The sequence below is a fragment of the Thalassospira sp. TSL5-1 genome (assembly GCF_001907695.1).
Lineage (GTDB): Bacteria > Pseudomonadota > Alphaproteobacteria > Rhodospirillales > Thalassospiraceae > Thalassospira.
On the sequence record NZ_KV880638.1, the window covers coordinates 49,236 to 75,014 of the forward strand.

Sequence of the window (25,779 nt, forward strand, 5' to 3'; positions counted from 1 at the left end):
TCGACAGCCCCAATCATTATCGCGCCAGAGTTGACGGACTGTTTGCAATCCGCCTGTCAGACATCGAAGGACGCCCCGCATCAGGCGCACATACCCCTTGCGTCAAAAGACTGTGACAGAGAACTTAACGGCAGTTCTCAATATGCCCCGCCAGGTCATACTCGGCCAAAACACCGATAAAACCCTGCTGACCAATATCGCCACACATCTTTTCCAGGCTGGCACCGTCTTCGCGGTATTCCACAGCAAAAACGGGTTTGTTCCGACTTCGATATGGTTTGAACTCTGCCAGGAAATCATCGCGCCAAGCGGATTCCAACAAGGCAAAATCCATGTCATCAACCAAATCACCGACCAGATCCGGCGCATTTTTCTGACCAATGGCAAGCCCGCGCTGATGGGCCTGTGCGGTTAACCAGCGCAGATAGGCAAGCTGGTCATCGCGCGACAGATCAAAGCCGGTTTCATTATCATACCCATCGATATTATCGGGCTCGACAGCCAGAAAACCCTTTTTGGCACATAAATCCAGCCGCGCTTCGATAATATCGGAAAAGGCCCAATACTGGCTGATATCCAGCCAGCGTTCCCCATCCCAGTCCTCATAGGCGGCACCGATCACGTCTTCGGGGAAATCCGATGCGTCATCACGCCAGTCTTCAACCGCGCCAACATTGACATAACAAACCGGATACAGCCCCTGCTTGCGCCATTTGGCAACCTGACTTGCCGGGGTATCAAACAGGTCGCTATCCACGACCCGGCTGCCCTTGGCCGGGGTCACATCGCCCTGTAACTGCCAGTAAAAGGCCCCCTTAGGCACCGCTTGCCATTTGCCAGCAGCGGTTTTTTCACCGGCCTGTGAAGGGGTAACATTCAGACACAGCAGCATCGCGGCCCCTGCCATAATCCCCTTGCGCATCAAAGGGTTGATACAATTACCGCCCGATTGGGTCATTTGAACCGCGCGCATTGATATTCTCCAACAAGTCTGCCGTAACACTGTTGCGCCGTGGTTGCCACAGGCCACGGTCAATCGCCTCGGCCAGGCGGTCGCGAATGTCCTTCAGGGCATCGGGGTTATGGTCGGCAATAAAATCGCGCACCGTGTCATCGCCCAAATAGGCATCATAAACCAGGTCAAAATGATGGTCTGAAACGCAGCGCGCCGTGGCGGCAAAGGCAAACAGGTAATCCACCGTTGCCGCCATTTCAAACGCGCCCTTATAGCCATGCCGCATCACCCCCGTAATCCATTTCGGGTTCACCACACGGGCCCGCACCACACGGGCGATTTCTTCGTTAAGCGTGCGGATTTTCGGGCTTTCGGGGCGGGAATGGTCATTATGATATATCACCGGCTGCTGCCCGGAAAGATGGCGCACCGCCGATGTCATTCCACCTTCGAACTGATAATAGTCATCGGAATCCAGCAGGTCATGTTCGCGATTATCCTGGTTATGGACAATCGCATCCACCGCACTTAGCCGCGTTTCAAAAACCCGGCGCGCCTGCGTGCCACTCGCCCCATTGCCATAGGCATAACTGCCCCAGGCAAGGTAGGCATTGGCAAGGTCGGCTTCATCTTCCCACAATTTTTCATCAATCATGGCCTGCAACCCGGCCCCGTAGGCCCCAGGTTTGGAACCAAACACCCGATAAGCCGCCATTTCCCCGGCCTGTTTAGCCGCCATACCCTCCGCCGTCAGGCGGGTGGTTTCACCGCGCACACGGGTGGCTATCGGGTTCATGTCGGCGGGTTCATCCTCCAGCGCGGCCACCGCACGCACGGCACTGTCAAACAAATCGATCAGGCCGGGAAAGGCATCGCGGAAGAAGCCGGAAATACGCAGGGTAATATCAATGCGCGGTCGCCCCAACAGCGACAGGGGCAAAACCTCAAACCCCGTCACCCGGCGCGAGGCGGAATCCCATGTTGGCTTCACCCCCATCATGGCCATTGCCTGGGCAATATCATCGCCCCCCGTGCGCATATTGCTCGTACCCCAAACCGAAAGACCCAGGGCAGACGGCCATTCGCCATGTTCCTGCACATGGCGTTCAAGCAGCAATTCCGCCGATTTCCAGCCCAGATGCCAGGCCGCCGGTGTCGGCACGGTGCGGGTATCGACCGAATAAAAATTACGCCCGGTCGGCAATACATCGGGCCGCCCACGGGTTGGCGCACCCGATGGCCCGGGCTCAACAAACTTGCCAGCAAGGCCGCGTAAAATGCCCGCAAGCTCGGCCGCACCACATTGCGTTATCGCCGGTCGCAGGGACGTTTCGATATCGCAAAGAACATCCTGCGTGTGCTGCCAGCCGTCATCCGCCTGCTTTTCGCCCGCCACCAGGTCCTGTGCCAGCACTTCAAGGCGCTCCACCGTGTCCCCCAATGTGCGCCAGGGGCCACATTGCCCGTCATAGGCGCAAAGAACGGCGGGTTTGGGACCGTGCCAGGCATCACCCATGACGCAATCCAGCGGATCAAACGCCGTTTCGCCGGTCAGTTCCGGCATCAGGTCGCGCACCAGCGCACGGTGCAGGGAGGCGGTTTTGCCGCTATCCTTGCCCCGGGGCAACCGCGCCAGTGCGACCAAAAGGTCGGTCAACAGGCGGCCTTCAGGGGCCTCGCCAAAAATATGCAACCCATCGCGGATTTGCAGTTCCTTCAGCTCGCACAGATAGTTATCAAGCTTTGCCAGCGCGCTTTCTTCATCTTCGCCGGTTTCAATGCCGCAATCGCGGTCCAGACCAATGCGCACCGCCAGTTCCAGAATATCGCGTTTCAGCAGGGCTAAACGGCGCGGGTCAACGGCGGCGGCATCGTAATATTCATCAACCAGGGCCTCCATATCCTTAAGCGGACCATAGCTTTCGGCACGGGTGAGCGGCGGCGTCAGATGGTCGATAATCACGGCCTGCGCCCGGCGTTTGGCCTGCGTACCTTCGCCGGGGTCATTGACGATAAAGGGGTAAAGATGCGGGGTGGGGCCAAAAACCGCTTCAGGAAAGCAATCATCGGACAAAGCCAGAGATTTGCCCGGCAACCATTCCATATTGCCATGCTTGCCAAAATGGATAATGGCATGGGCATCAAAGCTGTGACGCAGCCAGATATAAAAGGCGAAATAATTGTGCGGCGGCACCAAATCGGGCGAATGATAGCTTTCAAGCGGATCAATATTATAACCACGCGCGGGCTGCAAACCGACCACCACATTGCCCATCGGCACAATCGACAAAGCAAAGCCACCTTCACCGGCGCGATAAAACGGGTCGCTTTCGGGCGTACCCCAACATTCCATCACCTGATCGCGAATGGAAGCGGGCAGGGCGTTAAAGGCCGCCTGATAATCCGCCAGTGGTAGGATGATGCGAATATCGCGCTGATCAAGGGCCTTAAAATCATTGGTCGGGCCGGATTTGACCTGATCAATCAGGGCATCGCCCGATGCAGGCAGGTTGGCAATGTCATATCCCGCCGCCTGCATGGCCTTTAGCGTCGTGATCATGCCTGCCGGGGTATCAAGGCCCACACCATTGCCCAAACGCGCATCGCGATTGGGATAGTTCGCCATCACCATCGCCACCCGTTTTTGCGGGGCCGGGGTTTGGCGCAGGCGCACCCAGTTTGCCGCCAATTGCGCGACAAAATCCACCCGATCCATCACCGGGATATATTTGACCAGATCAATTTCCGTCAGCACATCCCGCCCGGCGGAACCCTTAAAGGATATCGCACGCGAAAATATCCGCCCATCGACCTCAGGCAGGGCGACATTCATGGCGATATCGCGTGCTGCAAGGCCATTTACCCCATCGCGCCAGGCGCTTTCACTGCCGCCCGACAATACCACCTGCATCACCGGGGCATCCACGGCATCAAACGGACTTTCGCCGCGCACGGCACCGGGCACAGCCAGGGCAAAGCCGGTGGTATTTAAAATCAAATCACTGTTGGAATCCGCCAGCCAGTCTGCCACCAGGGCAGCGGCCACCGGGTCCTTGAGGCTGGAAACAAAAACGGGCAGGGCGTTAAGGCCGGACCGTGCTAGCGACGTGATCACGGCGTCAATCACATCCAGATTACCCGCCTGGATCAGCGCCCGGTAAAAAACCACCGCCACCACCGGCTTGCCAGCCTGCCAAACACCGGCAAGGTCGGGCAGGGCTACATTGCTTTTACCCGGCCAGTAAATCCCGGCCTTTACCAGCGGGGCAGGTGGCTGCCAGTGCCATTGGATGCCGGTATCGGCATTTTCCGTTTCCGCCGTGATACATTCATAAACATATCGCAACAAATTTTCGGCATTGCCCGGCCCGCCTTCAACCAGGTAACGCCAAACCTGTTGCCATGCCTGGCCTTTCACAGTCGAAAGCGACAGCAATTCGGCATCGGGCTGGTCATCGCCGGGCAGCAAAAGCAGCGGAATATCACGTTCGCGCGCCAGTGCGACGAATTGTTCAATGCCATATTCCCAATAGCCGCGCCCGCCCAGCACCCGCACAATGATGAAACGGGCATGGGACACCACATCATCGATATAAAGATCGACCGACATATTATGCCCCAGCTGTAACAGGCTGGCGAGGCGGAGCGACGGCACCTTGCCGGGAAATTCACCATCAAGATGCGCCTGTGCCGTTGCCAGACAGGCCAATTCGGATTCCGCTGCCGAGAGAATAACAACATCACCGGGGCTTTGGCCCAAATCAACGGCCTCGCTGCCATCGGTGATCATTCCCGGCTGTGCGGCAAGTAAGTGCATGAATTCGGCCTGTCTGCAAAGGGAGGGGCGTTAAAATATCGAAGATCAAAAAGGCAGCACCCTGAATGATGCTGCCTTTCTTGGTTTACCCGCCGATCAGGCTGCCAGAATGGCGCTGGTAATTGCCTGCTGGTCCATATCATGCAGGCCAATCACCACCAGACGCGACTGTCGGGTTTCATTTTCCTGCCACGGGCGGTCAAAATAGCGCTGAAAGCGTTCGCCAACACCCTGCACCACATGGCGCATCGGCTTGCCCGGTACATGGACAAAGCCCTTGATGCGCAAAACATCAAATTCCCGCACCACATTGATCAGCCGTTTTTCAAGGGCGGCGGGGTCCGTAACGTCCTCAAGCGTAACAACAAAGCTTTCAAAATCATCATGGTCATGCTCATGGCCGTCATCATGATGGGACGGGCGGCTTTCAAGGTCATCCTCGGCGGCGGCCCCCAGGCCCAGCAACACGGCATTTTCAATCCGCGCATGTTCTGTCGCAATGATTTTGACCGACGGACGCTTTAGCTCGGCCCGGATATCGGCCTCGACTTTGCTTTTTTCATCGTCGGTCAGAAGGTCGGTTTTATTTAGAACCACCATATCGGCGCAATGAAGCTGTTCTTCAAACAGTTCTTCAAGCGGGCTTTCGTGATCCAGGTTTTCATCGGCCTCACGCAGGGCCTGCACCGCGTCGTGATCATGGGCAAACAGGCCATCGCGCAGGGCAGCGGCATCCAGCACGGCAACAACACCATCCACCGTCACGCGCGAACGGATTTCCGGCCAGTTAAAGGCCTTTACCAGCGGCTTGGGCAGGGCAAGGCCAGAAGTTTCGATAACGATATGATCTGGCGGGGTGTCGCGATCCAGCAATTTCTGCATGGTCGGTACAAAGTCATCGGCCACGGTGCAACAGATGCAACCATTGGCAAGTTCCAGAACGTCTTCTTCGGCACAGCCTTCAATGCCGCAGCCATTGATGACTTCCATATCCACGCCAACATCACCAAATTCATTGATAATCAGAGCGATACGCTTGCCACCGGCATTTTCCAGCATATTGCGGATCATGGTGGTTTTGCCGGCCCCCAAAAAGCCGGTAATTACGGTTGCGGGAATTTTACCCAAATGCGCCATTGTCTTTAAATCCTTGAAAAACCGGGTATCACATACCGGATTGAAATTATTTAACACTCATTGGAATGCCCGCAACCACCAGCGTCACCTGACGCGAGAGTCCGGGTATCACATACCGGATTGAAATTATTTAACACTCATTGGAATGCCCGCAACCACCAGCGTCACCTGACGCGAGAGTGCGGCAATGCGCTGATGCAGGCGCCCGGCATGGTCGCGAAAGGCACGCGCCATTGCGTTTTCCGGCACAATGCCAAAGCCAACCTCGTTTGACACCAGCAAAACCGGCAAAGCCAGCCGGGGCAAAAGCACACAAAGACGCTCGATCTCGGCCTCGATATCATGCTCGCCGATCATAAGATTGGTCAGCCACAGGGTCAGACAATCCACCAGAACCGGACCTTCGCTGTCCCTATCAAGGCGTTCGAGTACGCCGCACAAATCATGCGGTTCCTCTATCGTGGCCCAAAGCGGGCCGCGGCGCTGTTTGTGATGGGCAATACGGTCAGCCATTTCATCGTCCCAGGCGCGTCCGGTGGCAATATAGGTGCCCCCGCCTGCGGCAACGATCATATCCTCGGCAAATTTGCTTTTGCCGGAACGTGCGCCCCCCAATATCAGGTGAACGCCATTTTCAATAACCTTTGGGGCCATGGCCCGTTCCTTGCGCTATGGTCTCCACCCGAGACCCGGTTGCAATTGATGCGGCCCAAAAGGCCCACATCACCACTGGCAGGTTTCCTGGCTTCGGGCGTGTTGGTCATTTCCCTTCCCAAAGGGGGTTACCCCATCCTTCAGTGGGTGGCAGGCGTTCCTGCCGTAAATGACCCGTCATCCCGTTACAGTTGCGGGGGCAGCACCGGTCTTACACCGGATTTCCCGTTCCCAGTCGGCGATGCCGACACTAGCGTAAAAGAGTCCCGATTAGAAGGCCTCGCATCGCCATAGCATTTTCCCCCAATAGAAGAAAATACATTTCACCACAACCGTAAAAGTTGCTTAAGCAATTGGTTTCAGCAGGTTAAGGGCATTTTTAAACACACTTCAAATCCGATGGTCCGCTCTGGAAAATGAACAGCACCCTCCATTAATAACGTGCCAAAGGTCCATAGTTCTCAAGGCATCAATCGGAACCGAAACCATACTGATCAACCTTAAGGCAGGCCTCAGAGGCATAAAGAGTAAGGCCTACCTAGACGAAAGGTCAGTATTTGTAAGAATTGATGTGTTGAGAAGACACATTCTTTCAGGGAACATTGGTTCAAGAACAAACGGAATGTCATTGCCGATATCGTAACACCGGGAAAAACCTGGGAACTAAAGACACGAGCAATTCGCGCCAACCATCATTCCAGATAAAACCAGAACTGTTTGTCCCAATGGCTATAGAACATTACGTCAAAAAGATTCGTACCCAGGAAGGCGTTGTTTGGCAGACGTCATCACGTCGTGATATGTGGACCAAACTGCTTGACCGGCTTCAGACGGATGCGCCCCATTTTTCCAGTTTTCTGGAACAATATGCAGAGGGTGACGATGTCATTTTGCGACGTCGGCAGGTCCGTGCCCTGTATCAGGCCGACCCCGAAATGGGGATGGTTGCCGCCATCATCTGGACGCATGCGCGCGGCATTCGCGTCAATGCGCTATCGCTGCTGGTGCGCGATCTGCCTGCCCTGGTCCAGCTGTTTGACCGCGACAATTTCGATGATAAATCGCTTAATCATTTGCTGGGGCAGCCGGGTATTTCCATTCCGACAGCCAGCAAAATGCTTTCGGCCTGCGGCAAACAGTTTAACAATGTCCCCGCCGCGATTATCGATGACGCCATCTCGGCGGCAATCGAAAGCTCGGAATTTGCCAAAGACTTTTCGCGAATCACCCCGCTACGCGGTAAAGCCCGCAGTCGTCCGCTTGATTACTACAAAGCCTATCTTGGTGATCTCGACGAACTGGCAACCAAACATGACATCACCCATGATACGCTAGATCACTTCTTTGCAGAATTTGCAAACTATGAAGAAACCATTCCCAGCCGCAAGTCAGCCTGATCGTTCCTGATTCACCCTTGGCGACATCCTGTGCCGACAAGGAAAAGGCGCGATACGACACGAAAAGAAGACATGAAAGCCGTTATTTCAGCCCTGGTACCGGCGTAGATTGACCCCGTCAATCCGCCAACCGGGATTTTCAGGCGCGTCAAGGTAATCAATGCGTGTCAGGCCCAGCGGGGCAATATCAAACGCCAGAGCCGCCCCCGGTGCCAGCGCCAAAATATGTGCGAGAATGGCCCGTATGGGCCCCCCATGCAAAACCGCGACAATATCGCGACCAGCATGCAACTGGTTTAACCGGTTAAATGCCGTCACAACCCTGTCGGCCAACTGGCTAAAACTTTCGCCGCCCGGTGGCACGGCATTGGCAAAATCATCCCAGAACAAACGGGCCTGATCGGCTGGGATATCGGACCATAAACGCCCTTCCCAATCGCCAAAATCCTGTTCTGCCAGTTCCGGCACCCTCTCGATTGCATTTGCATCGATATTCTCACGGGCGTTTTTTGCCCCTCTCGTGCCTGCACCATCTTCATCGCATAGGACGGGGCGCAGGCGGTGTAACTGTCGAAGGGTTTCAACACTGCGCAAAAGCGGACTGGCAATATAAACCGGGTCTTTGGGCAGGCTTGCAGCCAACCACGCCAATGCCGGTTGATCCTCAAAAACAGCGGGCAGGTCCGTTCGGCCATAAATCACCCCACCCGGGTTATCAACCGGGGCATGGCGCACCAGCCACCAGCGGGTTACAGCAAAAAGACTCACGCCAGCCCCCATCTCAAAACAGATAATAACGATATCGCAACAAAAACATCAGCTACGATCTGGCAACATCCCAACACATCCCCGCTGTATCCGCCAATCTGCCAGCGGGCGATAAAACCCACAACACAGCAGGCCAGTACCATTGCCAGCAGGGAAACCAGCATCATTACCGGCCCGGCCAGCAGAAAAGTTAGAAGAATACTTAGCAGGGCCGCGATCATGAAAGGCACAATGGCGGGGCGACCGGCCCCATGCCCCAAACCATCTTGCCGGGCTGGGGGAAGGAGGAGCATGATCACGGGCATGGAAAGGCGCGAAAACATCGCCATGACAAGCATCACCATCATGAAAACGCCGCCCTCAATCGCCTGTTCCAACGCCAAAAACCGCGCGGCAAAGGCAATAACCAATGCGACGACGCCATAACTGCCAATCCTGCTATCGCGCATAATGGCAAGTTTGCGTTCCCGCGTCATGCCGCCACCAAAACCGTCGGCGCAATCGGCCAGGCCATCTTCATGCAGCGCCCCGGTCAACCCCACCAGGGCCAACAGGGCAAAAACCGCCGCCAGACCGGCATTGCCCGTCAGCGCCCAAACCGCCTGTGCAGGAATAATTGCAATCCCGGCCAGGAAAATTCCCACCAGCGGCCAGCACCAGACTGACCGGGCCATCAACCGGGACTGAAAATCAAGCCGGGCAGGCCAGGGAATGCGCGACAGCAGCATTAGGGCACGGCCAAAATCCGCCACAAGGCGTTCCATAATGGTCATGTCCGCATCGGTTACGCTATCGGCAGATACTGTCGCCGCAGAGGGCGCAGACGCATCGGCATCCTCCGATATTCCGATCGGGTCGGCCGGGTCAGAATGCGGGCGAGAGGAAGAAGGTTGATCTGATGACACCGGCATTTTCCGATTTTCAAACTGGCAATTTGGCTGGGGGAAGACTAATCATGGTGCGCAACAATGCCAAGCACCATTCCTATCCCAGGTGTTTCCTGCCACCCGGAGAGTTTTTCATGTTCGATCCCAAACACCCGCCGCAAAATCTGGATGACATCCGCGCCCTGATGGCAGACCTGCCAAAGGCCGATGAAACCGCCCGTGATGCCGTCATCGCGCGCGAACCACAATTGACCAAACCCGAAGGGTCGCTGGGACGCCTGGAAGAAATCAGCCTGTGGCTGGCGGAATGGCAGGGAAACCCGCGCCCCCGCGCCAATCGCCCGCGTGTCACCATTTTTGCCGGCAGCCACGGTGTTTGCGACCAGGGGGTTTCGGCCTTTCCGGCCAGTGTGAACCAGCAAATGGTAGAAAACTTCATCAATGGCGGGGCCGCGATTAACCAGATTTGCAAGGCGGTTGATGCCGAATTGCGGGTGATGGAAGTCGCCCTTGAAATTCCCACCAATGATTTCAGCCGCGAAGCCGCCATGCTCGATGAAGACTGTGCTGAAGCAATGGCCTTTGGCATGAGTGCTGTTGAAACGGGGCTGGATGTTTTTGTGCCTGGCGAAATGGGCATTGGCAATACCACCGCGGCTGCGGCCATTTCACATGCACTGTTTGGTGGTACCCCTGAAGACTGGACCGGCCGGGGCACCGGCATTGATGACAGTACCCTTGCGCTTAAAACCCGGGTGGTGGGCGATGCGGTGATTTTACATCGCCATCAAATGCGCGATGGGCTGGAAGTTTTGCGCTGTGTGGGCGGGCGCGAAATTGCCGCAATGGCCGGGGCCATATTGGCCGCACGTCTGCAACGTGTGCCGGTTGTGCTGGATGGCTATGTTTCCTGTGCGGCGGCGGCCGCGCTCTATCATGTCCGCCAGGATGCGCTGGACCATTGCCTGGTCGGGCATCTTTCCTCGGAACCGGGGCATCGCAACCTGGTGGAAAAACTGGGCAAAAAACCGCTGCTGGATTTCAATATGCGCCTTGGCGAAGGGTCAGGTGCTGCTCTAACACTACCGCTTTTGCGAGCTGCGGCCGCCTGTCATAACGATATGGCAACATTTGACACCGCCCATGTCAGCAAACGCGACAACTATTAGTTGTTTAGCCCCGATATGTAATAGTGTATTTTTATCGTCAGGTATGGGAGGACGCATTATAGGACATATCGATATAAAGGTACCCATATGACCTTACCCAGAAAAGGGGAAACCTTTTTATTGGGGCGTAGCTCAAGAGGCTTTTGCATGAGTGGATTTGAAGCATGGATAGGAAATTGCCATCTTCGTGAGATTGAGGGTAAGAGAGAGTATCATTGTCAGGCCGCAGTATGGGCCAAATAGTTACGATACATTCCGTGCGCGTCTGACCGCTCAGATCGAACCGCAGGGCTATCACATCCTGTGGGTAGAAGAATGCCTGTCCACGTCCCAATACCTGTAGCGCCACGGCAACCCGCATAAAATCGGCAGACTCGCTCGCGCTGTGCATCCAGGCCACGTGGTCGAGCTTGGCCCTATATTGGCCGTGGATGTCGACAATAAACCGAAACAGGGAAATTATCTCATCATTGAAGAAATAGCGGATATAAAACCGCTTGATTTGCAATTCGGCGTCTATCCCCGCAAAACGGTGCCGGATAGTCTCTATGAGACGCTATTTGGTCAGCCAGACCCGACGGAGGCAGAAATTGCCCACTACGGTAGTGCTGCGGCTGTCCCCCCCATGCGGACTTATGCCATTCTTGATGCGGCCAAAATGCCCTATATCCTAACGGGATTTATCGAGAGTTCCGGACTCCCCGCACAGTCGCTTTTCCAAGGGGAAACCGCCGAGAAATTGAAAGAGCACTCACCCTATCTGGTGGAACTAACCGAGGATAACAGCTTTACCGCCAGGCTCCTGACCGGCTCAAAAGAGATTAACGGGTTGTGGGAAAAGGAACTGGGGGTGTATGTGCGGTCTCGCGCCGAGTTCAAAGAAGTTCGCCGCCATTTCCGCAAATTCACAAAGATGCAGGATATGGAGGGTAAGTGGTATTATTTTATGTTTTGGGAACCGTCTATGCTTGTGGCAGCGGTACGCCTTATAGCTGATAATCCAATATTTGAAGAAAAATTCCCTCTATATTGCAAGCTCTTGCAGCCTGTTATAATGATTTCGATTACTGGCGGCAGATGCTTTGCCATGCGTTCAGTTTATAAAAATAAAGAAACGAATCTACGGCTTGATATTTCTTTCTCCGGATTCGTATATGCGATCACGAAAACAGCTATGAACGAAGATAAAAATATGGATTTTGAGAGCATATATCATGATATACCACGTCTGTGGATGCTTGGTATTCGAAATAGTGAAGCGGTTACCCACTATGCGAAAATTGAGAAATCTGACAGCTTAACTTTTATAGCTGACAAAATAGTTAGTTCAGAGCTTATAAGAGAGTCCTCTAAAATCAAAGCTGTAAAATACTTATCGAGCTTCGCCCAATTAATCTTTTTAATAATTGTAGACATGATTTTTCAATAGTTTGTATATGGCCTGTATATCCCATTGACTTGGGATTTGGACCAGATGACATTGGCCTGGAAGCTCGGAGAGGGACCGAAGCTCATCCAAGCTCTGGCGTGGATACAGAAGGTCATTATAATCTTGCTTTAGGTCACGCAGGTATTGTTCTTGTCGAGGGGGGAACGGGATTAACAAGATATTATGAATATGGGCGCTATGCTCGTGATAGAGAGGGTAACTCATTCGGGGTTGTAAATACTCGCCCAGTGCCAAACTTAGTCCTCAATGACGATGGTTGGCCAACAGTTGCATCTCTCCATCATTTAGCAAAAAGTATTACGCATTCTGCGGGCAAGAATACCCCATTGCATGGAAATTTTTCGCATACTTGCGCTGGATATGACAAAGCCGTGTCCTTTGCGGAAAATTACAATGACAAAAATTACAATTTTTCATCAAATAGCTGCATTACATTTGCCCATGAAGTTAATGCTGCCGGGGGATTTTCTTGGTTCGGCCCCATTCCTGTATGGGACAGTTTTCCACCAAACGAGATGGATATGATGCCGTGGGATAACTACATAACATATAGCCCCGAAAGCGACATGTTCAAAGAATTTGTATGGCAGATTTCAGAATGATAAAAAAGATTCTTATTGTTATCATCATAGGTGTGGTCACTGCCCTGTCACTTTTTGTTTATGTAATTAACACGGCTGAAAAAAGGTTTGAACCCATGACTGTTCAAAGGCCCGAAAATGTTCCAGAAAATGCGGTTTTCCGTGGCGGTGCAGATGGAGGATATTTTATTGTACTTGAACGTAAAGATTTTCTTTTAGATAATGGAAAACGGCTTCCGGCATATTGGCTGGAAGCTTATGACAGTTTCTCAGGTGTAGCAGAGTTTAAAGGAATGGGTATCTTCGTATCGGACAGAGAAATGTCCGTTGATGGTAAGGTATACTATTATGACCCACCGTCAGAATCGGAAATACTGTCTACCGGATATTTCAATGGTAGCGATCTTGAATTCGATATTGATGGTCATCACAATGTAGGTCGCATTATTCCAATAAACACAGATATTTCCCATTAACCAGCAGGCCATCACAGATTTCAGCACGCCTGCAATGCCCCAATACAAAGAGAAACCGACTTGTTTTACCGACCAATATGGTCACATCTCATGCGACCAACCCTTGTTTTAACCCGTCATTAAAAAGTTGATCAAGGCAATTGGTGTTATTTACCCACCCCTTCATAAAGCTCCCTCGGAGCATAGCGGTGAGTGATCAAGACCAGACCTGGCGATCCATCTTCACGGACAAGTTCAAGCAGGAACCAAGCCGCAGCCTGCGCGGCGCATCAGCCGTTACTTTTTTGCCCGGGCATATTCGTTGAGCAAATGCTCAACATAGCGGCCCTGAAACATGGTGATATTGACAGAATGACCAAAATCAATGGCGTTTTGGTCATCGCAGCGGCACATGATCACCCTTGTGTCGCCTGCCACCTTGATCGCCTCGCGAATTTCATCCACCTTTTCATCAGGCAGATCCTTCATCTCGGGTGCCCACATCAACTTGATCGTATCCAGGCCCAGCTTGTTGCGATTGATATACGGCAGGGAAAGATGGCTAATACCATCAATACTAATGCGATAGCCCCGATCGCGGCAAAAATCACGCGCAAAGAAAAACTGCCCCAGATCGGCAAAAATATCGATTTTTTGCAGTTCCAGCACAATGGTTCCGCGCTGCCCAGCCTTGACATTGCTGTCAAAGGTCAGAAATTCGGGCGATAGCAGGGTCGATACATTAAGGTTGATGCTGACCGAACCGGAAACACTGGTATCGTTGGTGCGCGACAGCAGGGCCAGCATCCGGCGGTCAAGAATTTCCGTGAGATGCTGAAACAGCCAGCGATTGGACGTCACATTGATGTCGGGCAGCAAGGTGTGCTGCAAATCGCGGATCGAAATGAACAATTCATGGAAAACCGGAGTTGGCTGCGCCCCGCCCACCACTGCACAAATCGCCTGTCGACGCATCAAATTGGAAAGATCGGCACGGCGCAGGGCCTCGTCGATCCGGCCCAGAATTTTCGGTGTTAAAGGTGCGCCATCCTGATTTTGGTCCGGCGCGTCATTGTGGCGCTTGGCAGCCTCGCTCACGACTTTTTCCCGCGTGGCGTTACTGCGCACCAGCCGCTGGGTTAAATGCAGAAAGTCCTTATATTGCTTATCGACATCAAAAAAGTCGGTAAAGCTGGCTGGTGCCCCGTCGGGGGCCACCCCTTCCGCCAGCAGCGGGTCATCATTAAACAGAAATTTCAAACGAAAAAGGGCCGCGTTGACTTCATCAACGTATTTTTGTTCAAAAATAAAAATAATGTCCTGATTGGTCAGGACAAACAGACGCCCCACCACCACAGGCACCAGTTCCTCAAACGCGGTCAGGCAGGTGCGAATATGGTGTTCCCGGCGATTATAATTCTGCAACTTGGAAATATGCACATGGACAGCACCCACACCCTGCCGCCGACGCTCCAGACGCCGGACATAATCAACCAGAAACGCCTCGGGAGAGGGGAGTGAATTATCAGACATGTGAACCCGGTTGTTTGTGCATTTGATCCGAAAGTACGGGATCCGAAACAGTTTAAATCTTTATCGTTAACAGCATATGTATCTATCCCCGCAAAATTGTCGAATATTTTCTTAATCTCATCGGCGGTACGAACGCAGCCTCAAAGATAGGAAGGCTTACCGGCAAGAATCTATTTGTCGCGGGGCTTCTTCACGACTTGATAAGCAATAGCCACAGTGAAACCAAAGTGCTAGTTTCGCCGCGATCGTGATCTTTTATCCTGACAGGGGTAAAACCGGATCGCGACCAGACAAGGCCGGGACCTCGTCTCGCGCAAGGGCTGCCACCTGCAATTTCAAGATATGAGCCGGAAATGGACATTAACACATTCTTTGATGCCGAATTTGACGAGCATTTGGACCTGGTCAACAAAACGCGCAAAGCCACGCGTGACCCGTTTATCAAACTGGTAGACCTGTGTGAAAATGCCCTGAATGCCGGTAACAAGCTGCTGTTTTTCGGCAATGGCGGATCGGCAGGGGATGCGCAGCATATCGCAACCGAATTTACCGTGCGCTATGTCCATAATCGCCGGGCATTGCCAGCAATTGCCCTGACCACCGACAGTTCGGCCCTGACCGCGATTGGCAATGATTTCGGCTTTGATCATTTGTTTGAACGCCAGGTCGAAGCCCTGGGTAAACCCGGCGACATCGCCATTGGCATTTCCACATCGGGCAACAGCAACAATGTTAACCTTGCCCTGAAAAAGGCCCGTGAAATGGGTCTGGTTGCCACCGGCTGGACCGGGCGTTCGGGCGGCGATATGGCGGCCCTGTGTGACCCTATCATGATCGTTCCCAGCCAGACCACGGCCCGCATTCAGGAAATGCACATCATGCTGGGCCAGATGCTGGTCGGCATGCTGGAATACCGTTTGGGTCTTCGCGATTAAACAAGCCCAGTGCGATACTAAATCCTGATTAAAGACGATAACCGATACCGGAAGTACCCCCATGACCGATCTAAGCCATCTTGCCCGTCTGGTTGAAGAGCTGGGAAATGCCAAAATCCTGTGTATTGGCGATGTTATGCTTGATCGGTTTGTTTATGGGTCGGTCACGCGTATCTCCCCCGAAGCCCCCATTCCCGTTATTCGTGTTCAGCGCGAAAGTGCCATGCTGGGCGGGGCGGGAAATGTGGTACGCAATGCAACGGCGCTGGGCGCATCGGTCAAGTTCCTTTCGATGGTGGGCGACGATTTGCCCGGGCGCGAAGTGATGGAATATGTCGCCGGTGACAAGCTGGTTGAACCCTATATCCAGATCGAACGTAATCGCCCCACCACCATCAAAACCCGCTTTATCGCAGGCGGGCAGCAATTGTTGCGGTCTGATAACGAAACCACATCCCCGCCTGCCGACACCACACTGACCCATGTCGGCGACCTTGCCGCGCAGCTAACCCCGGATGTCAATGCCGTGGTCCTGTCCGATTACGGCAAGGGGCTGGTGGACAGCCATTTGATCCGCGCGACGATTGATGCCGCCCGTGCGGCGGGAAAAACCGTGATTGTTGACCCGAAAGGCAATGATTACAGCCGGTATCGCGGGGCAACCCTGGTCACCCCCAACCGGGCGGAGGCCGAAGCCGCCACCGGCATTGCCGTGAATAATGACGAGGACGCCATTCGCGCCGCCCGCCACATTATTGAAAATTGCGGTATTGAAAATGTGCTGCTGACCCGCAGCCAGGATGGCATGACGCTGGTTCCTGCCAGTGGGGAAGCCATCCACCTGCCCACCGAAGCGCGCGAAGTCTATGACGTATCGGGTGCGGGCGATACGGTGGTGGCCTGCCTTGCCGCCAGCATCGCCGCAGGCAGCACCATTACCGATGCCGCCCGCATTGCCAATGTCGCCGCAGGTATTGTTGTGGGTAAAATCGGTACCGCCGTTGTCTATCCTGACGAACTGATCACACTTCTGCATCATCATGACCTGATGATTGGCGAAGCAAAACTGATGAAGCTGGACCGCATGGTGGACCGTGTTGAACGCTGGCGGCGCAAGGGATACACGGTTGGCTTTACCAATGGCTGCTTTGATCTGCTGCATCCCGGACATATCAGCCTGTTACAACAGGCCCGTTCGCAATGCGACCGGCTGGTGATCGGCCTTAATTCCGATGCCTCGGTCAAACGGCTGAAGGGTGAAACCCGCCCGGTGCAGTCCGAAGCTGCCCGTGCAGCCGTGCTCGGCTCGCTTGAAACCGTCAGCGGCGTGGTGATTTTCGATGAAGATACCCCCATCGAAGTTATTTCCGCGCTGAAGCCCGATGTTCTGGTCAAAGGTGCTGATTACACCATCGAAACCGTGGTCGGGGCCGATATTGTGCAAGGGTATGGCGGCAAGGTATTTCTGGCCCAGTTGGCCGATGGCTTTTCAACCACCTCGACCATTGCGCGGATGAACAAAAAGCCCGACTGACCTATATTATTTCGATTTCAAATCAAAAATCGGATGAGGATTCCGGCCAGGGCTGGATGGTCAGATGCGGCCAGATTTTACGCCAGCGTTCCGTTTTTTGACGATAAACGGCGGCAACTGGCAAAACCGTGTTGGGCACAACCCGGCCCAAAAGCACCTTTTCCAGCCCAAAGGGCGCGTAAATTTCGTAATCCCCCGTCGGGCACTGGCGCAATCCAATCGCGGTGGTTTGATAGGCAAAGCGGTCAATACCATCGCTGGCACGGTAAACATCCCCATAAGCAAAACCGAATTTCGGTTCATACCATATGGGGACGCGTGCCTGATTGCGAATTTCCACCCGTACCGGCACATCATCAAAAAGGGCTGCAACCTGTTGGATCACGCTGTCTTCGGCCTCAAATCCTGTATCGGCATCGAAATAAAACAGGTCGTAATCATCAATATGGGCCGTGGCATCATATCCGGCCTGAAGGTTCCAGATGGTTTGGGCCAGACATCCGGCAGTTAACCACCAATCCATCAGACCAAAGGACGCCATTCGGTTTAAAATCACGGAAATATGAGGGTTCTGGCGCACCATCGACACGAAAACGCGCGCATCGCTGTCCGTCGCTGCATTTTCAGGGCTGATCATAATGTCATATGAACCGGGTTTCATCGCAGGGGCATCCAACGCCTTTTGGTTAACGATTCACGGCCATCCAGATCAAAACCGGCCACAAACCATTTAAAAGACAGGCCAGAACAAAAACCCGCAAAGCCGCCCGGATATCGTCGGGTGTTGCGGCACGGCGGCCATCACCAATATACGGGTCCTGGACAATTTCGCTGCCATAGTGGCGCGGACCGGCCAGGGATAAATCCAGCCCGCCTGCCATTGCCGCCTCCTGCCACCCGGCATTGGGGGATTTATGTTTGCGCGCATCGCGCCACATGGTGGCCCAGGCCCGCCGCCCGGCGGTAAAGCCCAGCGAAATTACCACCGCCAGGCACACCAGCCCGCCCGCCAGCCGGGCGGGCATAAAATTGGCAACATCATCCAGCCTTGCGGCAAAGCGCCCGAAATAAAGATAACGCCGGTTGCGATGACCAATCATGGAATCCAGGGTATTGATCGCCTTATACAGGCACAGGCCGATCGGCCCGCCAACCGCAAACCAGAAAAGCGGGGCGACAACACCGTCGGAAAAATTCTCCGAACAGCTTTCAATCGCCGCCCGGCTGACCCCAGCATGGTCCAGGCTGGCCGGGTCGCGCCCGACAATCATGGAAACTGCCTGTCGCCCGGCGGCAAGGCCATCCTGTTCCAGGCAATCGGCCACAACCTGCACATGCTGATAAAGGCCCTTTTGGGCAATCAGCACACCCAGAAGGAAAATTTCGGCAACAATGCCGCTTGGCGCCTGAAGCGCCCAGAACTGAATGAAACCACCCACCGCACCGGCCACCACAAGGACAATCAGTACGGTTAAAACACCACGCAGCAAACGGTCGCCATCGCTGCGTTCCGGGCGGTTCAGACGTTTTTCAAAAAAAGAAATCAACCGCCCGATCCAGACAACCGGATGGGGAATGCGCGAAAACAGCCACGGCATATCGCCCGCAACCGCATCCAGGGCCAAACCCAGAATAATCACGGCAACGCCATAGCCATAAATGCCCGGTATCGGCAGCAAAAAATCGAAAATCGTCTGTTCCATCGCGGCAAGATGCGGCGCTTCCAAGATCGCGTCAATATGACTTTTCAAATCATCCCCTTAACCGTTATCATAATTTTTCAATATTTTTCATAACTTAGCCGATATCCTGTAACGGGCCTGCACGATCAAAAGTACAATTCCCAAAGCTGCTGCTTGCAATCGGCTGTTCAATCAGGGAAAACGGGGGGAACATCTGGCGGCACCATGTCCATCCGGGCAGGTTCAGACCGCATTGGCGAGAGAGAGAAAAAGGAGCAGCCTTTATGTCCCCCAAAGGTGCCATCATGATCTGCGGTCATGGTTCCCGCGATGACCGTGCGGTTTCACAGTTCAACAACATGGTTGAACAAATGAAACAGACCCACTTCGCCGATTACGATGTTGAAAGCGGTTTTCTGGAATTTGCCCATCCCATTTTGCGCGATGGTTTTGAAAAACTGAAAGCCCGTGGTCACAAAAAGATTTACGCGCTGCCAGGCATGTTGTTTGCCGCAGGCCATGTCAAAAATGACCTGCCCAGCGAGGTCAATAATTTTGACCGGGAAAACCCAGATATTACGGTAAAATTTGGCCGCGACCTGGCGATTGACCCCAAATTGCTGCGCGCGAGTGCCGACCGTATCGAAGAAGCCCTGGCAACCGCCGATGACAGCATTGAACGCAAAGACACCCTGCTAATGGTGGTGGGACGTGGCACCAACGACCCCGATGCCAATTCCAATGTTTATAAGGTAGCCCGCATGCTTCAGGAAGGCATGGGCTTTGGCCGGGTTGAAGTCAGCTATTCCGGCGTGGCACATCCGCGGGTCAATGCGGGCCTGCGCGAAGCCATGAAGCTGGGTTATAAACGGGTTGTCGTTTTCCCCTATTTCCTGTTTGTCGGCATTCTGATCGACCGGATTTATAGCCATACCGACGAAGTTACCGCCGAATTCCCCGATGTGGAATTCATCAAGGCATCGTACCTGGCCGATCATCCGCTGGTGCTGGAAAGCTTTGCCGAACGCCTGGCTGAAATTGATACCGGCGACAACAATATGAACTGCCAGCTGTGCAAATATCGCGAGCAGATCATTGGCTATGAAGGCGATGTTGCCACCCCCCAGGTCGGGCACCATCATCATGTGATGGGCATTGGCACCGATGGGCACGGGCATTCCCATGACCACGGACATGGTCATTCTCACGGACATTCCCACGGCCATAGTCATGGGCACTCCCACGGTCACAGTCACGGTCACAGCCATGACCACGGACATTCTCATGATCACGGGCATTCCCACGATCACGGTCATGACCACAACCACGCGCCGCACGGCACGACGGAAAAAACCGACAAATAACAACGCCGGAACCAGGCGCGAAGGGCGGGGTTATGTTTAACTATCTGCGCGATCCGCAGGCCATATACCGGCAAAGCTTTGCCACCATCGAAGCCGAAGCCGACCTCGCCCGTTTTTCCAGCGAATTGCGGCCCGTTGCCATACGCATCATTCATGCCTGTGGCATGGTCGAAATGGCCGAAAATATCACCTTTGGCGGCGATGTTACCGGGGTGGCAACAAAGGCCCTGTTGGCGGGAAAGCCGGTTTTAACCGATGCGGAAATGGTAAAAAACGGCATTATTTCCCGCCTTCTTCCCGCCGATAATGCGGTGATTTGCCGGTTGAATGACGACAACATTCCTGCCCTGGCCGCCATGATCGGCACCACCCGGTCGGCTGCGGCAATTGAAACCTGGACCAACGATATTGACGGAGCGATTGTTGCCATTGGCAATGCGCCAACAGCCCTTTTTCATCTGCTTGATGCGGTTTTAAACGGCCATTTGCCCAAACCGGCCCTGATCATTGGCATGCCGGTCGGCTTTGTCGGGGCTAGCGAAAGCAAGGAAGCATTGATCGAGCACGCAAGCAAAGCCGGTATTCCCTTTGCCACCCTGCGCGGGCGTTTTGGCGGCAGTGCCGTCACCGCCGCCACAGTAAACGCCCTGGCCCGTATTGCCAAACCGGCTGAACATGCCGATGGAACATCCCCGTCCCCGACCAAGACGGAAGGCTGACCCATGCCCGCCAACAACACCACACCACATGGCAAAATAACCGTTATTGGCATTGGCGAGGATGGCTTTGCAGGTCTTTCTCCGGCCGCAGCAGGCGAAATTAAACAGGCCAAGGTCATTTTTGGCGGCAAACGCCACCTTGCCATGCTGCCGGGTGATATTGCCGGGCAGCAAAAAGCCTGGATCAGCCCGTTTCATGATAATATGGCCGAAATTGCCAAATATCAGGGCCAAAACCCTGTGATTCTCGCCAGTGGCGACCCGATGTTTTTTGGGGTTGGCAACACGCTGATCGGTCATTTCGGACCCGAAAATATATCCGTTTTCCCGGCACCATCCTCCATCAGCCTCGCCTGTGCCCGCACCGGCTGGGCGCTGGCGGAATGCGATGTGATCACGCTTCATGGCCGCAAGCCAGAAAACTTGCGGGCGCATTTACGCCCGCGGGGCCGGATCATTGCCCTGTCGCATGATGGCAGCACACCAGCACTGGTCGCGGTGATGCTGTATGAGGCAGGCTATGGCGACAGCAAGCTGACGGTGTGCGAAAGGCTGGGCGGGGAGCATGAAAAAATCACCACCCAAACTGCCCGCGAATGGCAGCATGATGCCTTAACCCGCCTGGATGGCAGCGTGATTGACCCGCTAAATGTGATTCTGATCGATCTGGTCGCCGATCAAAAGGCCAGCATCCTGCCGCTTGGTCCCGGTCTGCCCGATGATGCCTTTATCCATGATGGCATGATCACGAAATCGGACATTCGCGCCCAAACGCTGGCATCACTGGGGGTTTGGAAAGGGGCGCTATTGTGGGATTTGGGGGCAGGGTGCGGCAGCATTTCCATTGAATGGATGCGCCTGGGCGGCCAGGCCGTTGCCATTGAACAGGATGGCAATCGCTGCGATATGATCCGCAAAAACGCCACCCGCCTGGGCACGCCTGATTTGATCTTGCATCACACCAGCATTTTACAGGCTCTGGAAGCCGCAACAGTGAAAAACAACGCCGAACCGGGCCACTTCCCCATCCCCGATGCCATTTTTATTGGCGGGGGCATTACCACGCCCGAACTGATGGAAAAATGCTGGGACCTGTTGCCCGTGCATGGTCGGCTGGTGGCAAATACCGTTACACTGGAAGGCGAACAGGAACTGTTTCGATTTTATAATAAAATCGGCGGCACCCTGTCGCGCCTCACTGTCTCCCGGCTGGCCCCGCGCGGCAGCTTTACCGGCTGGCACAGCCTTGCCCCGGTCACACATTATGTCGGAGTTAAATCATGACCACGACTGCAGGCAATTCGGCCCCTGTCACCCAAAAGGGTGCCGCCTATGGGCTGGGCATTGGCCCGGGCGAAGCCGACCTGATCACGTTAAAGGCTTACAAGATTTTGCAGGAAGCGGATGTGATTGCCTATCCCGCACTGGAAGACGGTGCCAGCCTGGCGCGGCAAATTGTCGCCCCGCATATGCCCGAAAACCGCATCGAAATTGCCATTCGCATTCCAATGGGGCCTCCGGCCGATAGCATTTATGATGCCGCCGCCCTGGAAATTGGCGAACATTTGCGCGCCGGGCGCACAGTCGCGGTATTGTGCGAAGGCGACCCGTTTTTTTATGGCAGCTTCATGTATCTGTTTGGCCGCCTGGCCGAGGCCGGTTTCCCGGTACAAAGCATTCCCGGCGTCAGCTCCATGATGGCCTGTGCCGCCGAGCTTGGCGCCCCGCTTGCCGCGAAAAACGATATTTTACAGGTTATTCCCGGCCCCTTGCCTGCCGACCGCCTGAAAGCACAACTGGCCGATACCGATGCGGCCGCCATCATCAAACTGGGCCGTCATTTTGCCAAGGTCCGCCAGGTAATTGCCGAACTGGGCCTGACCGACCGGGCACGCTATATCGAGCGCGCCACCCTGGATAGCCAAAAAATGGTGCCACTGGGCGACTTGCCCGATGATGCCACCGCACCGTATTTTTCAATGATCCTGATCCACCGTCGCGGAGACGCATGGAAATGACCAGCCCCACAACATCCCCCCTGCCAACCGACCCGATTGCCCCCATCGCGGTGATTTGCCTCACCCAGCGCGCCCTGCCCACGGCAAAGCGCATTACAGCCACCCTGCAAGGGGCCAGCCTGCACGGGTTGCGCACCAGGGTTTCCACCCGCGAGGTGGATGTGGCCTTTGACGATACCATTGCACATCTGCAACAAACCTTTGCCGCCGACAACGTGATTATCGGAGTTTGTGCCAGCGGTATTCTTATTCGTGCCCTGGCCCCGCTTTTGGCCGGTAAATGGCAGGATGCCGCCGTGATTGCCGTGGATGAAGCCGGTGAAACCTTTATTCCGCTGCTGGGCGGGCATCACGGGGGTAACAAACTGGCCCGCGACCTGGCCGAAAAGCTGGGTGCCCGTGCTGCCATTACCACACCGGGCGATGCCGCCCTGGGCCTGGCGCTCGATGAACCCCCGGCAGGCTGGAAACTGGCCGACAAGGCCGCTGTCAAACCGGCCACCGCCGCCCTTTTGGCCGGGGCCAGTGCCAAAATCACCATTGATGCCGGGTCGGCCGCCTGGCTGACCAACAGCGCCATCCCCCAGGATGAAAACGGCACCGTTGCCCTGCATGTTACGGCACGCGTCGAAACCGGCTTTCTCGCCGATCAGGCTGGTGACCTCGCCCCGGTCACATTCCATCCGCCCGTTCTGGCGCTGGGTGTCGGCTGTGAACGCAATTGCGACCCCGCCGAACTGATTGACCTTGCCGAAAAAACCCTGGCCGATGCCGGGTTAAGTGCCAGGGCGGTTGCCTGTGTCACCTCGATTGACCTGAAGGCCGATGAACCCGCCGTTCATACACTGGCCCGGCATTTGGGTGTTCCCGCCCGCTTTTTTACCGCCGAAGAACTGGAAGAACAGGCCCCGCGCCTGCAAACGCCATCCGACATTGTTTTTGCCGAAACCGGCTGCCACGGCGTTGCCGAGGGGGCGGCCCTTGCCAGTGTTGGCAGCGACGGCACCCTGATCGTTGCGAAACAGAAATCAAAACGGGCCACCTGCGCCATTGGCCAGTCCCCGCGCGACATTCCCCCGCAAACCACCGGGCGCGGGCAGGGGCGTTTATCAATTGTGGGTATTGGCCCGGGCCAGGCAAGCTGGCGCAGCCCGGAGGCCAGCACCCTGATCGCGCAGGCAAGCGATATTGTCGGCTATCAGATGTATCTGGACCTGCTGGGGGATTTGATCACCGGCAAAAAACTGCATCATTCCGATCTGGGCGCTGAAGAAGCCCGCGCCCGCCATGCCCTGGAACTGGCCGCCGAGGGGCGCGATGTGGCCCTGATCGGGTCGGGCGATGCCGGAATTTATGCCCTGGCAACCCTGGTATTTGAATTGCTGGACCGCGAAGACAAAGCCGCCTGGAACCGTGTTGCCATTCAGGTATCGCCGGGGATTTCCGCCCTGCAAGCCGCAGCCGCACGTATTGGCGCACCCTTGGGCCACGATTTTTGTGCCATCTCCCTGTCCGACCTGCTCACCCCGCGCGAGGATATTTTACGCCGGATCGCCGCCGCAGCGGCAGGCGATTTTGTCATTGCCTTTTATAACCCGGTTTCCAAACGCCGCCGCGATTTGCTGGCAACCGCGCGCGACATGCTGCTCGATAATCGCCCTGCCGATACGCCGGTGGTGCTGGGCCGCCAACTGGGCCGACCGGACCAGGAAATAACGGTCGTTCCGTTATCGAAACTTGAGGTCGATATGGTCGATATGCTAACCACCGTTCTGGTCGGGTCCAGCAACAGCAAACATATCTCCCGGGGCATGGGCGAATGGGTTTATACCCCGCGTGGCTATGCCAAAAAGGGCGCCGACGCCGCCAAGGCCCCTGTCCATAGCAGCCATTCCGCCCAAAGCACGACGACAAAGAAAGACTAATACATGACGGTTCATTTCATTGGTGCCGGTCCCGGCGCCCCCGACCTGATCACGGTCCGCGGTTTACGCCTGATCGAAAAATGCCCGGTCTGTCTTTATGCAGGCTCGCTGGTGCCCGAGGAAATCGTCAACAGCGCGCCAGCCGATGCCCGCGTGATTGATACCGCACCGATGAACCTGGATGAAATCATCGCCGAGATAAAAACCGCGCACGATGCCGGACAGGATGTGGCACGGGTACATTCCGGCGACCCGTCCATTTACGGGGCGATTGCCGAACAGATCCGCCGTCTTGAAGAACTTGATATTCCCTATGACATCACGCCGGGGGTTTCGGCCTATGCCGCCGTGGCTGCCGAAATCGGGGCGGAGCTGACATTGCCCGATATTTCGCAAACCGTCATCCTGACCCGGACCGCGATGCGGTCGTCCTCCATGCCTGATGGGGAAAGTCTGGCGGAACTGGGCCAGTCACGCGCGACACTGGCGGTTCATTTGTCAATTAACAATCTGGCAAATGTGGTGCGCGACCTGATCCCGCATTACGGCGAAGATTGCCCGGTTGTGATTGCCTATCGCGCCACCTGGCCCGATGCCCGTTACCTTTACGGAACGCTGGGCGACATCCGCACCAAGGTCAAAGGCAGCGGCATTACCCGCACCGCCCTGATCATGGTGGGCGAGGTTTTTGGCCGCCGCGATTTTACCGATTCCCGGCTTTACGCCGCCGATCATCACCATGTTCTGCGACCAAAAAAGCCCGCGACATCCTGATAACCATAGGTTTTTGCCCAGTTCT

General features: G+C 55.0%; 22 protein-coding genes and 1 riboswitch. Of the genes, 13 read left to right on the forward strand and 9 right to left on the reverse strand.

What is annotated here, in order from left to right:
* Positions 1-124: 124 nt before the first annotated feature.
* From LF95_RS09705 to cobU, 4 genes are all read right to left on the reverse strand, one after another.
* The gene (locus LF95_RS09705; RefSeq protein ID WP_252509719.1) at positions 125-973 is read right to left on the reverse strand and encodes an endo alpha-1,4 polygalactosaminidase; all 849 of its coding nucleotides are present in this window, start codon (positions 971-973) and stop codon (positions 125-127) included.
* Complete coding sequence (gene cobN, locus LF95_RS09710; protein ID WP_073954984.1) at positions 939-4,772, reverse strand: cobaltochelatase subunit CobN; 3,834 nt, start codon at positions 4,770-4,772, stop codon at positions 939-941. Before cobN ends, LF95_RS09705 begins: the two co-directional genes overlap by 35 nt.
* Positions 4,773-4,868: 96 nt before the next feature.
* Entirely contained in the window at positions 4,869-5,909 is a 1,041-nt protein-coding gene (gene cobW, locus LF95_RS09715) for a cobalamin biosynthesis protein CobW (protein ID WP_073954985.1), read from the reverse strand.
* A gap of 126 nt (positions 5,910-6,035) precedes the next feature.
* Positions 6,036-6,563: a bifunctional adenosylcobinamide kinase/adenosylcobinamide-phosphate guanylyltransferase gene (gene cobU, locus LF95_RS09720; RefSeq protein WP_073954986.1), complete on the reverse strand. Its 528-nt coding sequence runs from the start codon at positions 6,561-6,563 to the stop codon at positions 6,036-6,038.
* Positions 6,564-6,622: 59 nt separating this feature from the next.
* Positions 6,623-6,833, reverse strand: a riboswitch (cobalamin riboswitch).
* Positions 6,834-7,288: 455 nt separating this feature from the next.
* On the opposite strand from cobU, the gene LF95_RS09725 reads away from it, so the two are divergent.
* Positions 7,289-7,960 (forward strand): hypothetical protein, encoded by a 672-nt coding sequence (locus tag LF95_RS09725; RefSeq protein ID WP_073954987.1) that lies wholly within the window; start codon positions 7,289-7,291, stop codon positions 7,958-7,960.
* 87 nt (positions 7,961-8,047) lie between these two features.
* Here the strand turns inward: LF95_RS09725 and LF95_RS09730 are convergent, their stop codons facing one another.
* Positions 8,048-8,728, reverse strand: a complete 681-nt coding sequence (locus LF95_RS09730; RefSeq protein ID WP_252509720.1) for a histidine phosphatase family protein — start codon at positions 8,726-8,728, stop codon at positions 8,048-8,050.
* Positions 8,725-9,633 (reverse strand): adenosylcobinamide-GDP ribazoletransferase, encoded by a 909-nt coding sequence (cobS, locus tag LF95_RS09735; RefSeq protein ID WP_168173690.1) that lies wholly within the window; start codon positions 9,631-9,633, stop codon positions 8,725-8,727. The genes LF95_RS09730 and cobS overlap by 4 nt, the downstream gene beginning before the upstream one ends.
* A 116-nt stretch (positions 9,634-9,749) precedes the next feature.
* On the opposite strand from cobS, the gene cobT reads away from it, so the two are divergent.
* The 4 genes from cobT (at position 9,750) to LF95_RS09760 (ending at position 13,291) form a co-directional block, all read left to right on the forward strand.
* Entirely contained in the window at positions 9,750-10,784 is a 1,035-nt protein-coding gene (gene cobT, locus LF95_RS09740) for a nicotinate-nucleotide--dimethylbenzimidazole phosphoribosyltransferase (RefSeq protein WP_073954989.1), read from the forward strand.
* Between the two features lie 400 nt (positions 10,785-11,184).
* Complete coding sequence (locus LF95_RS09750; RefSeq protein ID WP_073954991.1) at positions 11,185-12,213, forward strand: DUF4123 domain-containing protein; 1,029 nt, start codon at positions 11,185-11,187, stop codon at positions 12,211-12,213.
* Positions 12,214-12,311: 98 nt separating this feature from the next.
* Positions 12,312-12,836, forward strand: coding sequence for a hypothetical protein (locus LF95_RS22775; RefSeq protein ID WP_143182002.1), 525 nt, complete (start codon positions 12,312-12,314; stop codon positions 12,834-12,836).
* Positions 12,818-13,291, forward strand: a complete 474-nt coding sequence (locus LF95_RS09760) for a hypothetical protein (RefSeq protein ID WP_143182003.1) — start codon at positions 12,818-12,820, stop codon at positions 13,289-13,291. Before LF95_RS22775 ends, LF95_RS09760 begins: the two co-directional genes overlap by 19 nt.
* Positions 13,292-13,567: 276 nt before the next feature.
* Here LF95_RS09760 and LF95_RS09765 read toward each other — a convergent pair whose 3' ends face one another.
* Positions 13,568-14,803, reverse strand: coding sequence for an EAL domain-containing protein (locus tag LF95_RS09765; protein ID WP_073954994.1), 1,236 nt, complete (start codon positions 14,801-14,803; stop codon positions 13,568-13,570).
* 353 nt (positions 14,804-15,156) lie between these two features.
* Here LF95_RS09765 and LF95_RS09770 point away from each other — a divergent pair, with 353 nt between their 5' ends.
* The gene (locus LF95_RS09770) at positions 15,157-15,738 is read left to right on the forward strand and encodes a D-sedoheptulose 7-phosphate isomerase (protein ID WP_073954995.1); all 582 of its coding nucleotides are present in this window, start codon (positions 15,157-15,159) and stop codon (positions 15,736-15,738) included.
* A gap of 61 nt (positions 15,739-15,799) precedes the next feature.
* The gene (rfaE1, locus tag LF95_RS09775) at positions 15,800-17,272 is read left to right on the forward strand and encodes a D-glycero-beta-D-manno-heptose-7-phosphate kinase (protein WP_073954996.1); all 1,473 of its coding nucleotides are present in this window, start codon (positions 15,800-15,802) and stop codon (positions 17,270-17,272) included.
* A gap of 22 nt (positions 17,273-17,294) precedes the next feature.
* On the opposite strand, the gene LF95_RS09780 is transcribed toward rfaE1, so the two are convergent.
* Positions 17,295-17,933 (reverse strand): nucleotidyltransferase family protein, encoded by a 639-nt coding sequence (locus LF95_RS09780; protein WP_252509721.1) that lies wholly within the window; start codon positions 17,931-17,933, stop codon positions 17,295-17,297.
* Positions 17,934-17,958: 25 nt separating this feature from the next.
* The gene (cbiB, locus tag LF95_RS09785) at positions 17,959-19,023 is read right to left on the reverse strand and encodes an adenosylcobinamide-phosphate synthase CbiB (RefSeq protein WP_252509722.1); all 1,065 of its coding nucleotides are present in this window, start codon (positions 19,021-19,023) and stop codon (positions 17,959-17,961) included.
* Between the two features lie 215 nt (positions 19,024-19,238).
* On the opposite strand from cbiB, the gene LF95_RS09790 reads away from it, so the two are divergent.
* From LF95_RS09790 to cobM, 6 genes are read left to right on the forward strand one after another with little or no spacing between them, the layout of a single operon-like run.
* Positions 19,239-20,318 (forward strand): sirohydrochlorin chelatase, encoded by a 1,080-nt coding sequence (locus LF95_RS09790; protein WP_073954997.1) that lies wholly within the window; start codon positions 19,239-19,241, stop codon positions 20,316-20,318.
* Positions 20,319-20,350: 32 nt separating this feature from the next.
* Positions 20,351-21,037 carry a precorrin-8X methylmutase gene (locus LF95_RS09795; protein WP_073954998.1) on the forward strand — a complete coding sequence of 229 codons (687 nt, stop codon included), beginning with the start codon at positions 20,351-20,353 and terminating at the stop codon, positions 21,035-21,037.
* Positions 21,038-21,040: 3 nt separating this feature from the next.
* Positions 21,041-22,321, forward strand: a complete 1,281-nt coding sequence (locus tag LF95_RS09800) for a bifunctional cobalt-precorrin-7 (C(5))-methyltransferase/cobalt-precorrin-6B (C(15))-methyltransferase (protein WP_073954999.1) — start codon at positions 21,041-21,043, stop codon at positions 22,319-22,321.
* Entirely contained in the window at positions 22,318-23,055 is a 738-nt protein-coding gene (gene cobI / locus LF95_RS09805) for a precorrin-2 C(20)-methyltransferase (protein ID WP_073955000.1), read from the forward strand. The genes LF95_RS09800 and cobI overlap by 4 nt, the downstream gene beginning before the upstream one ends.
* Positions 23,052-24,980: a precorrin-3B C(17)-methyltransferase gene (cobJ, locus tag LF95_RS09810; RefSeq protein ID WP_371440819.1), complete on the forward strand. Its 1,929-nt coding sequence runs from the start codon at positions 23,052-23,054 to the stop codon at positions 24,978-24,980. Before cobI ends, cobJ begins: the two co-directional genes overlap by 4 nt.
* Positions 24,981-24,983: 3 nt before the next feature.
* Entirely contained in the window at positions 24,984-25,754 is a 771-nt protein-coding gene (gene cobM / locus LF95_RS09815) for a precorrin-4 C(11)-methyltransferase (RefSeq protein ID WP_073955002.1), read from the forward strand.
* Positions 25,755-25,779: the final 25 nt, after the last annotated feature.